At 69.8% G+C, this 9,108-nt stretch carries 10 protein-coding genes; 6 read left to right on the forward strand and 4 right to left on the reverse strand.

The annotated features are described in order from the left end of the window. Window positions 1–39 precede the first annotated feature (39 nt). From AC0KUR_RS01975 to AC0KUR_RS01985, 3 genes are all read left to right on the forward strand, one after another. Complete coding sequence (locus AC0KUR_RS01975) at window positions 40–822, forward strand: sensor histidine kinase (protein ID WP_059558430.1); 783 nt, start codon at window positions 40–42, stop codon at window positions 820–822. 76 nt (window positions 823–898) lie between these two features. After that, window positions 899–2,242 carry a hemolysin family protein gene (locus AC0KUR_RS01980; RefSeq protein WP_034185715.1) on the forward strand — a complete coding sequence of 448 codons (1,344 nt, stop codon included), beginning with the start codon at window positions 899–901 and terminating at the stop codon, window positions 2,240–2,242. 22 nt (window positions 2,243–2,264) lie between these two features. After that, on the forward strand, window positions 2,265–2,858 hold the full coding sequence (locus tag AC0KUR_RS01985) for a thiamine phosphate synthase (RefSeq protein ID WP_124668818.1): 594 nt from the start codon (window positions 2,265–2,267) through the stop codon (window positions 2,856–2,858). Between the two features lie 70 nt (window positions 2,859–2,928). On the opposite strand, the gene AC0KUR_RS01990 is transcribed toward AC0KUR_RS01985, so the two are convergent. Continuing rightward, window positions 2,929–4,581 carry a DUF3459 domain-containing protein gene (locus AC0KUR_RS01990; RefSeq protein WP_473375461.1) on the reverse strand — a complete coding sequence of 551 codons (1,653 nt, stop codon included), beginning with the start codon at window positions 4,579–4,581 and terminating at the stop codon, window positions 2,929–2,931. Window positions 4,582–4,888: 307 nt separating this feature from the next. Here AC0KUR_RS01990 and AC0KUR_RS01995 point away from each other — a divergent pair, with 307 nt between their 5' ends. Both AC0KUR_RS01995 and AC0KUR_RS02000 read left to right on the forward strand, forming a co-directional pair. Beyond that, complete coding sequence (locus AC0KUR_RS01995) at window positions 4,889–5,596, forward strand: class I SAM-dependent methyltransferase (RefSeq protein ID WP_473375272.1); 708 nt, start codon at window positions 4,889–4,891, stop codon at window positions 5,594–5,596. Window positions 5,597–5,681: 85 nt separating this feature from the next. Further along, window positions 5,682–6,350, forward strand: coding sequence for a glutathione S-transferase (locus AC0KUR_RS02000; protein ID WP_049033432.1), 669 nt, complete (start codon window positions 5,682–5,684; stop codon window positions 6,348–6,350). 6 nt (window positions 6,351–6,356) lie between these two features. Here the strand turns inward: AC0KUR_RS02000 and AC0KUR_RS02005 are convergent, their stop codons facing one another. Next, the gene (locus AC0KUR_RS02005; protein WP_034185712.1) at window positions 6,357–7,010 is read right to left on the reverse strand and encodes a DUF1345 domain-containing protein; all 654 of its coding nucleotides are present in this window, start codon (window positions 7,008–7,010) and stop codon (window positions 6,357–6,359) included. Window positions 7,011–7,147: 137 nt separating this feature from the next. Here AC0KUR_RS02005 and AC0KUR_RS02010 point away from each other — a divergent pair, with 137 nt between their 5' ends. Next, entirely contained in the window at window positions 7,148–7,879 is a 732-nt protein-coding gene (locus AC0KUR_RS02010; protein ID WP_124668815.1) for a metallophosphoesterase, read from the forward strand. Between the two features lie 45 nt (window positions 7,880–7,924). Here the strand turns inward: AC0KUR_RS02010 and AC0KUR_RS02015 are convergent, their stop codons facing one another. Both AC0KUR_RS02015 and AC0KUR_RS02020 read right to left on the reverse strand, forming a co-directional pair. Then, entirely contained in the window at window positions 7,925–8,620 is a 696-nt protein-coding gene (locus tag AC0KUR_RS02015) for an RES family NAD+ phosphorylase (RefSeq protein WP_080287698.1), read from the reverse strand. Between the two features lie 2 nt (window positions 8,621–8,622). After that, window positions 8,623–9,042: an MbcA/ParS/Xre antitoxin family protein gene (locus AC0KUR_RS02020; RefSeq protein WP_049032081.1), complete on the reverse strand. Its 420-nt coding sequence runs from the start codon at window positions 9,040–9,042 to the stop codon at window positions 8,623–8,625. Between the last annotated feature and the right edge of the window lie 66 nt (window positions 9,043–9,108).

A 9,108-nucleotide genomic window follows, 5' to 3' on the forward strand; every position in this document is an offset into this window, starting at 1 on the left:
CGTGACTTCCACGCCAACCGTTTCCGACAGGCCAGCTCCGTGACGTCCACTTCCGTCGATCCCGCCGCCGACCTGCTGCGCGAACGCGCAGCGCATTACGCCGCCCAGGCGGCGCTGTTCCTGCGCGATCAGGCGCTCTCCACCGCGTCGCATGACCTGCGCAGCCCGCTCAACGCGATGCACAGCTGGGCGTACGTGCTCGAGCGCCAGCTCGCCAATGCCGATCCAAACCTGCAGCGCGCGCTCGCGGGCATCCGCACGGGCATCGACCAGCAGGTTGCGCTGATCGACGACGTGCTCGACGCGCCGCGCGCGGAAACCCGCACGCTCGCCCTCGAGCCGCGGCCGTTCGCGCTGCGCGCGCTGCTCGACGACACGCTCGCGCTCGTGCGCGCGGCGCTCGCCGACGCGCGGCAGGTCGCGCTCGACGCGACGCTGCCGGACGACGGCGCGCCGTCGCTGTCCGCCGACCGCGAGCGCATCGCGCAGGCGCTGTGGACGATGCTGACGACCGCCGTCGAAGCCAGCGCCGCCGGCTCACGCGTGACGTTCGAATGCGCGCGCGACGGCGCCCGGTTCACCGCGCGCGCCGCCTGCACCGTGAATGCCGCCGCCCTCGCCGATCCCGCGCAACCGCACGCGTTCGAGGCGTTCGCCCGGCGCGAGATGCTGCGCGAGCGCGACGCGAAGCGGGTCGCATGGACCCTCGCGCTGTGCCAGCGCGTCGCGCTCGCGCACGGCGGCACGTTCTCGCATACCGCGTTCGCCGACGGTGCGGCGGCCACCCTCACCTTCTCCGTCCCCTGCGAGGCGCCGGTGTAAGTATTCGGCCGTCCAGTACATTACAAATTCCTTTCCGGCTCTATACTGATGGGCCTGTCATAACCGGAGCGATTCTTTGTTACAGATCTTCGCGCTCATCGGCGCGTTGTTCCTGGTGGCCCTCAACGGGTTCTTCGTCGCGGCCGAATTCGGCCTCGTCAAACTGCGCGCCACGCGCGTCAAGACACTGGCCCGCAAGCACGGCCTGCGCGGCCGCATCCTCGGCATCGTGCACGGCCGCCTCGACGCGTACCTTTCCGCGTGCCAGCTCGGCATCACGCTCGCGTCGCTCGGCCTCGGCTGGGTCGGCGAACCGGCGTTCGCGCAACTGCTCGCCCCGGTGCTCGACCTGATCGGCGTGCAGTCCGAACGCGTCGTGCACCTGATCTCGCTGATATTCGCGTTCTCGCTGATCTCGTTCCTGCATATCGTCGTCGGCGAGCTTGCGCCGAAATCGATGGCGATCCGCCAGTCCGAGAAGGTCGGCCTGTGGGTCGCGCTGCCGCTGTATGCGTTCTACTGGGCGATGTATCCGGCGATCTGGGTGCTCAACTCCAGCGCCAACGCGGTGCTGCGGCTCGCCGGGCTGTCGGCCGACCACGGCAGCGACGCGCACTACTCGACCGACGAGCTGAAGCTGATCCTGCGCAGCCGCCGCAGCACGGCCGGCAATGCCGCCCAACCGGCGCGCGGCACGTACAGCGACGACGAGTGGAACACGCTCGCGCATTCGCTCGATTTCTCGTCGATGACCGTGTCGGACCTGATGCGGCCGGCCCATGAAATGATCGGCCTGCGGCGCGACCTGCCGCTGCCCGACAACATGGAGATCGTCGCGCGGCACCGCTTCAGCCGCTATCCGCTGTTCGAGGATGCGTCGCGCGAACAGGTGAGCGGGCTGATCCACCTGAAGGACCTGCTGCTCGCGCGTCATGCCGGCGCCGCGCTCGAAGACCTGTCCGACTACGTGCGCCCCGTGCAGTACGTGCGGCCCGACACGCCGGCGCTCGACCTGTTCCGCCGCTTCCGCAAGGGCGCGCCGCACTTCGCGCTGGTCGGCAACAAGGGCGAGAAGCCGATCGGCTTCCTGACGCTCGACAACCTGCTCGGCGCGCTGGTCGGCCAGATCCACGACGAGTTCCGCCAGGGCGATGCCGACTGGAGCCGCCTCGACGACGGCACGCTGATGGGCAAGGGCAGCCTGCCCGTCGTGTCGCTCGAGCAGGCGCTCGGCATCGATATCGACGAAGGCCGCGCGGAATCGGTCGGCGGCCTCGTGATCCAGGCGTTGAGCGACCTGCCGACCGAAGGGCAACGCGTGTCGTTCGACCGCTTCGACGTGGTCGTGAAGAAAATGAACGGGCCGCGCATCGTGCTCGTGCGCGTCTATCCGAAGGTCGCGAAAGAGGCCGACGAATGATGGCCCTACAGTGCCGCACGCGATGAACGGCACGGCCGCGCCGCTGCCGCGCTGCTGCGTGATCACGCCGGAACCGGCGTCCGCGTCGGCGGCCGATTGCGCGGCGTTCCTCGACCGGCTGTCGGCCGTGCTCGCGCGCGGCGAAACGCTCGTGCAACTGCGCGTGAAGTCGCTCGATGCGGCCGCGTTCGCGCCACTCGCCGCCGCCGCGCTCGCGCGCTGCGACGCCGCCGGCGCGCAGCTGATGCTCAACGGGCCGATCGATGCAGCCGGCGTGATGCGGCTCGACGGCGCCGGCTGGCATCTCGACGGCACCGCGTTGCGCGCCGCCGCGCAGCGTCCGTTGCCGGCCGAGCGGCGGGTGTCCGCCGCCTGTCACACGCTCGACGATCTGCTGCTTGCCGCCCGCATCGGCGCGGATTTCGTCACGCTGTCGCCGGTGTTGCCGACGCTCAGCCACCCCGGCGCGGCAACGCTCGGCTGGGCGCGGTTCGATGCGCTGGCCGCGCAGGCCACGATGCCCGTTTTCGCGCTCGGCGGGATGACGCGCACGCATCTCGACGACGCGCGCCGCCACGGCGCCTACGGCATCGCGGGCATTCGCGGGTTCTGGTAAGTCCGGGATCGCCCGCCGCGCAGCCGGGTGCGCATGCGCCCGGCCTTCCAACCCTCACGCCGTCATCCGCTCATGCGTTCAGGTTCGGACGCATGCCGCGCCACGAACCGTCGTCGATACGCCGCGCGTCGTGCGTCAGCGCATAGTGGTTGACGTCGCCCGTGAGCCACGCAACAAGCGAATACGGCGGCAACTCCCCTTCATCGACGCGGTCGCGCGCACGTGCCGGCGTCTCGAACACGACGCGCCCTCGCGGCGCGTCGAACCGCACCGCGTCGGGCGACAGGTTCAATGCGATCGTCAGCGTCTCGTCGTCGGCGAGCCGCCACGACGCGAGCAGCGCGTCGGCATCGCCGTCGCCGTCCGCCTTCAGCGCATGCGCATCCTGCGGCCGGCAATCGGACAACCGCGGCGCGATCAGCTTCGCGCGCACCGCGAGCGCCGACTGCACGACATGCGCACGATCGGCGTCGCGCGCGGTTTCATCGAAGATCAGCGGGATCTGCGGCGTGAGCAGCGACAGCGCGAGCGCCGCGAGGCCGGACGCCTGCGCGGGGTCGCCCGGGCCGCCGTCGCGCCACGCCCCATCGGACAGCACGAGCGACGTCAGCGCCAGCCCGCTGTCGGCCGCGATGCCCTCTCCCGACGCGGCCGGCTGGAACGCCGCGCCGGCCGCGGTCAGTGCACGCGCGAGCGTGTGGATCGACTGGCGCGCGGAAATGCCTTCGTGGGCCGACGGATCGCGCCCCGTCAGACGGTGCAGCGCGCGTTCGCCGCAGCCGTTCCACTGCGCATCGAAATGGGTATCGGCGAGGTGCGCGGGATGCCGCTCGCTGCCGAGCACGAGATGGATGAGCCGGTCGGCCGGCACGGCCGCGCGCACGCGGTCCGCGATCTCGCGCAGCCACGACACGCCGATCCGGTCGGCCTCGCGCAGGCGCAGCCCGTCGCAACGGTATTCGTCGATCCAGTACAGCGCGTTGTCGCAGAAGAAATCGCAGACTTCCGGATGATCGAGCGCCAGCGGCGCGGCCTGCAGCGGATCGTCGCGCGTATGGAAGAACGGCGCAGCGTAGTGGCGCAGCGCATCGGTGCCGCTGCCGAAGCGCGCGTAGTCGAGTTCCAGCAGCACCGCGAGCCCGTAGCCGTGCGCGTCGTCGATCAGCGCCTTCAGCGCGTCGGGGCCGCCTTCGGCCGCGAGCGGCGCGAACGGCAGGCTGTCGTGCGGCGACGCGAGCAGCTCCAGCGCGGTCACGCCGAGCCGCGCGAGCCGCGGCAGGCGGCGGCGCACGCCGTCGAAACCGCCCACCGCATGCGGCCGGATCGCGTAGAGCGCGATGTCTTCCCATGCACGCCCGCGCCAGAACGTGTTGCGCCACGTGAACGCGCGCGGATCGACGACCTCGCTCGGGCCGTTGAGCCCGTCGGGTTGCGAGCGCGACGCGGGATCGGGAATCGACACGGCATCGTCGAGGCGATAGCGGTAACGCGTACCCGCACCGCAGTCGGCGAAGACCTCGAACCAGTGCGGGCCGGCGGCCGCCATCGGCACGAGCGTCGGGTCGGAGCCGGAATCGAGTTCGAGTTGAACCTGCGTACTGCCCGGCGCCCACACGCGGAAATGCGTGCGCGGTGTCGCGCAGAGCGCGCCACAGGGCTGGGCGCCAAACGGCAAGCAATGAATGTAGTGCTGCGCGTACGGATCGTGCGGACAATCGGACATCATGCGCTCCTCGTGCGTGCCGAGCGGCATGGCCGCGCCCGTGGCGCGGCGCATCGGGGCCCGGCATGCGACGGCCAGGCGGGGGGAGAGCACCGAGTATGCGCCGGATTCGCCATCGCGATATACGCTGATCAGACATTTTTAAATGCGAATCGACCCTGCGAAAACGGGCTGGCGGGCCTGGGCCCGCAAGCCGGGTAGTCGGCATACCGGAATGTCTGCCCGCCTTGTTGCGCGGGCCGCGCGCCCCTACGCTCCACGTCATGCTCGCGGACCCGTCGTCCGCCCTCGACCCCAGGAGCCCGCCATGTCGCTTCCCGCCAGTGCCGCGAAATTCGATCCCTCGCGCGCGCAGGACTATGCCGCGCAATCGCGCATCGCGCTCGCCGGCTACGATGCGTGTCACGAACTCACCGCCTGCATGCTCGCGTCGACGATCGGAGCGACCGATGCGCGGATCCTCGTCGCGGGCGCGGGCGGCACGGGCCAGGAAATCTGCGTGGCCGCCGCGCTCGAACCGGGCTGGCAATTCACGGCCATCGACCCGTCCGCGCCGATGCTGGCGCTTGCGCGTTCGAACGTCGAGGCCGCGGGCTTCGGGTCGCGCACGGCATTCGTCGAGGACGGCGTCGATGCACTGCCCGATGCCCCCGCATTCGACGGCGCCACGCTGATCGGCGTGCTGCATCACGTGCCGGGGGACGCGGCGAAGGCCGCGTTGCTGCACGCGATCGCGCGGCGCCTGAAACCCGGCGCGCCGCTCGTGCTGGCCGGCAACCATCGCCGTTACGCGGACCACCCTCGCCTGCTCGACGCGTGGCAGCAACGCTGGCGCATGAAGGGCGCCACGCCCGACGCCGTGCGCGTGCAACTCGCGAAGATCCTGCAGGGCGCCGATCCGCCGGCCACCGAAGAAGCCGTGTTCGCCCTGCTGCGCGATGCGGGCTTCGATGCGCCGCTGCGCTTTTTCGCGAGCCTGTTCTGGGGCGCGTGGGTCGCGGTGCGGCGCGCATAGCGGTTCGGCACGGCGTGCGACCGGATGCGCGTGCGTGCCGCGCGCGCTGGGTATGATGTCGGTTCCGTCCCCTTCCGACCTCGACATGCTCACCGTCCATCACCTGAACAACTCGCGCTCGCAGCGCGTGCTCTGGCTGCTCGAAGAACTGGATGTACCGTACGAAATCGTGCGCTACGCGCGCGATCCGAAAACGATGCTCGCGCCGCCCGAACTGCGCGCGATCCATCCGCTCGGCAAGTCGCCGGTCGTCACCGACGACGGCCGCACGTTCGCCGAATCGGGTGCGATCATCGAGTACCTCGCCGAACGCTACGGCAACGGGCGTCTCGCGCCGCCGCCCGGCACGCCCGAGCGGCACGACTACACGTACTGGCTGCACTACGCGGAAGGGTCGGCGATGCCGCCGCTGCTGCTCAAGCTCGTCGCCTTGCGGATCGCCCAGGCACCGATGCCGTTCTTCGCGCGGCCGATCGCACGCAAGATCGCCGACACGCTGCAGTCGGGCTTCGTCGATCCGCAGATCGCGCTGCATCTCGGCCATGTCGACGGCGCGCTGCAACGCACCGGCTGGTTCGTCGGCGACAGCTTCAGCGCGGCCGACATCCAGATGAGCTTCCCGCTCGAAGCCGCGACCGCACGCGGCGGCGGCAACCGGTATCCCGCGATCGCGCGCTTCCTCGACGCGATCCACGCACGGCCGGCGTACCAGCGGGCGCTGGAGCGCGGCGGCCCGTACGACCTGCTCAAGTAAGCGGCGTCAGCTCAGCAGGCCGGCCGCGACGTTGATCGACAGCCCGAGCACGGCCATGTTGAAGTAGAACGACAGGATCGACTGCGCGAGCACCGAGCGCCGCGCGGAACGGTTCGCGAGCGACACGTCGGCCGTTTGCGACGCGACCGCGATCGTGAACGCGAAATACAGGAAATCCCAGTAATCGGGCTCGGGGTTGCGGTCCGGAAAGCGCAGCGCGCGATCGTTGCCCGGCGAACCGTAATAGAGCCGCGCGTAGTGCAGCGTGAAGATCGTCGGAATCAGGAACCACGCGCCGAACAGCGTCGCAGCCGTGATCGCGTAGTGACTGAGCCCCGCGCTGAAGCCCACGCTCTTGGCCGTGGCCAGTTCGATCGCGATCGCGGCGACGCTCGCGACGGTCGCGGAGCACACGACGGTCAGCACGGTCGTCGCGTTTTCGTCTTCGCGGATCGCGACTTCGCGCACCTTGTGATGGTGCGCGGTGACCATGCGCACCCACATCAGCACGAGATACAGCCAGATCGCGCAATCCCAGCCGATCAGCGCACGCACGGCCGGGCGCAGCGCAAACGGCAGCAGCACCGCGCACAGCACGCCTGCGACGAATGCCGCGACCATGCGCGGCCGGTTGCGTAATACCTGCGGATAAAGCGTCATCGTGTGATTCCGAAAGCGGATGGAAAGGATTCGAACGGCGCGCGGGACGGCCCGCTGCGCCTCGGGCGGGTGCCGCGCCCCGATTATCGCCATTCCCTCGTGACGTGGCGATGGGCAGGAGCGCCTAAGATGAGGGGATGACCGCCACCGCCCCCCTCTGCTGCCACCCCGCGAACGCCGCCGGCCGCGACTTCGTCGTCGGCGACCTGCACGGGTGCGTGGACGTGCTGCGCGCGCTGCTGCACGACATCCGCTTCGATCCGGCCCGCGACCGCCTGTTCTCGGTCGGCGACCTGGTCGATCGCGGCCCGGCCTCCGAAACCGCGCTCGACCTGCTCGACCGCCCGTGGTGCCATGTCGTGCGCGGCAACCACGAGGAAGTGCTGAGCCTCGTGTCGCGCGGCAAGCTGTCGCCCGATGCGTGGCGCGGAATCGGCGGCGACTGGGGCGCCGACCTGCCACCGGAGCGGCTGCACGCGCATGCGGCGCGTGTCGACGCGCTGCCGCTGGTGCGCGTGATCGGCGACGGCCCCGGACGCTTCAACGTGCTGCATGCGGAATTCTTCGGCTCGGACGCCGACCTCGATGCCGGCAGCTACTCGCACGACGTGCGCGAGCGGTTGATCTGGGGCCGCGATCTCGTCCAGGGGCTCGCCGATCCGGCGCGGCAGGCGGGGCTGTCACTGACCTGCACCGGGCATACGCCCGTGCGTGCGCCGCAGCGGATCGGTGCGCAATGGTTCATCGACACAGGTGCGTTCGCACCGTCCGGTCGGCTCACGCTCGCCGAGCCGCGTACCGGCAGCACGTGGTCGATGACGCAGGCCGAGGCGCGCGAGCGCCATGCGGGCGACTGGCCGTTGCCGTAACGCGTTCGCGCCTTCGTGCCGGAACGGCTCGCGAAGCGGCGAACGCTAGCCGACCTGGTTCAGCTCGAACACCGCGTCGACAACCGAGCCGTTCCAGTTGTATTCGAGATAGGCCGCGTGATGGCAATCGCGCAGCAGCGCGGTGCGAAACGCGGCCAGGCATTCGCCGCGCGGGTCGCGCACCGACGGATAGACGATCCCCGCGCCGCCCGCGTTGCGCACCGCGCGGCCGAACGCCTGCCCCGCGCCGTAGTCGAGCGGATGCAGCAAGGCCGGATCGCGCTGCGGCCACGTGCGCACGTCGACCACGCTGCCTTGCGCGATCACCGTGTAGAGCCGCATCTGCTGGCGCATCGGCGGTTCCTTCGTCGCGGCCAGGAACAGCGCGCTGTGGTAGCGCGTTTCGGCGATCGCCGTATCGCGTGAACGGGTGCAGTAGAACACGCCGTAGCTGCCGTCGGAAAAGCGGCTGCCCTGCGGATTCAGGTGCGTGAAGGCGGCCATGATCGGCCCCCAGCCCAGCCCGTAGCGGCGCTCGGCGGGCGGCACGAGATCGAGTGCGCCGATTTCGTTGCGGATGCGGTCATTGGTCAACGATTCGAGCGCGTACAGCGCGTCGAAATCGTCCGCCGATGCCACGCGGTCGAACAGGTTGATCGCCGGGAAACGGGTGGGGATGACTCGGTAGGCAGGCACCCAGTCGACCGTGGTCGTGGGCCATTGTTGTGTCTCGATCGGCATCGTCACGCCCAGCCACCTCGCATCGCGTCGAGATATTGCCGGACGGCGACCAGATCGCCGACGTTGCCGGCGAGCATCCGGTCGAGTGCGCGCTTGCCGCCGAACGGCGCCGCGTCGTTGGGCCGCTTGACCCATGCGTCGGCCGCGGCGGGCTGCGGCAACAGGATCTGCAGCGCCTTGTAGATGCCGAGCAGCAGCGACAGCCGCTCGAGCGTGTCGCGCGGCAGCCTCGCCGATTCCGGCGCGGCCTTCCACTTGAAGAACGTCGAACGGCCGGGCGATCCGAGCAGCACGATCTGCTCGTCGATCGTCAGTTCCCAGTCGCGCGCGATGTTGAAAAACGCACGCAGGCCGGCCGCCGACATCTGCGCGACCGAGGCCTGCGGCGGGGCGGAATGCGAATCGTAGGCGGGCTGTGACATGATCGTTAGTCTCGAAACGAATTTACTAACAAGATTAGTCCATTTTCGTATTTTTGCAAGGGTCGA

This window comes from Burkholderia sp. YHN3-13, from assembly GCF_055810675.1.

Excerpts from the sequence above, each read along its gene's own strand:
- AC0KUR_RS01985 (WP_124668818.1), top strand. The coding sequence starts at position 2,265 with ATGAACGGCACGGCCGCGCCGCTGCCGCGCTGCTGCGTGATCACGCCG.
- AC0KUR_RS01990 (WP_473375461.1), bottom strand. The coding sequence starts at position 4,581 with ATGTCCGATTGTCCGCACGATCCGTACGCGCAGCACTACATTCATTGC.
- AC0KUR_RS01995 (WP_473375272.1), top strand. The coding sequence starts at position 4,889 with ATGTCGCTTCCCGCCAGTGCCGCGAAATTCGATCCCTCGCGCGCGCAG.
- AC0KUR_RS02000 (WP_049033432.1), top strand. The coding sequence starts at position 5,682 with ATGCTCACCGTCCATCACCTGAACAACTCGCGCTCGCAGCGCGTGCTC.
- AC0KUR_RS02005 (WP_034185712.1), bottom strand. The coding sequence starts at position 7,010 with ATGACGCTTTATCCGCAGGTATTACGCAACCGGCCGCGCATGGTCGCG.
- AC0KUR_RS02010 (WP_124668815.1), top strand. The coding sequence starts at position 7,148 with ATGACCGCCACCGCCCCCCTCTGCTGCCACCCCGCGAACGCCGCCGGC.
- AC0KUR_RS02015 (WP_080287698.1), bottom strand. The coding sequence starts at position 8,620 with ATGCCGATCGAGACACAACAATGGCCCACGACCACGGTCGACTGGGTG.
- AC0KUR_RS02020 (WP_049032081.1), bottom strand. The coding sequence starts at position 9,042 with ATGTCACAGCCCGCCTACGATTCGCATTCCGCCCCGCCGCAGGCCTCG.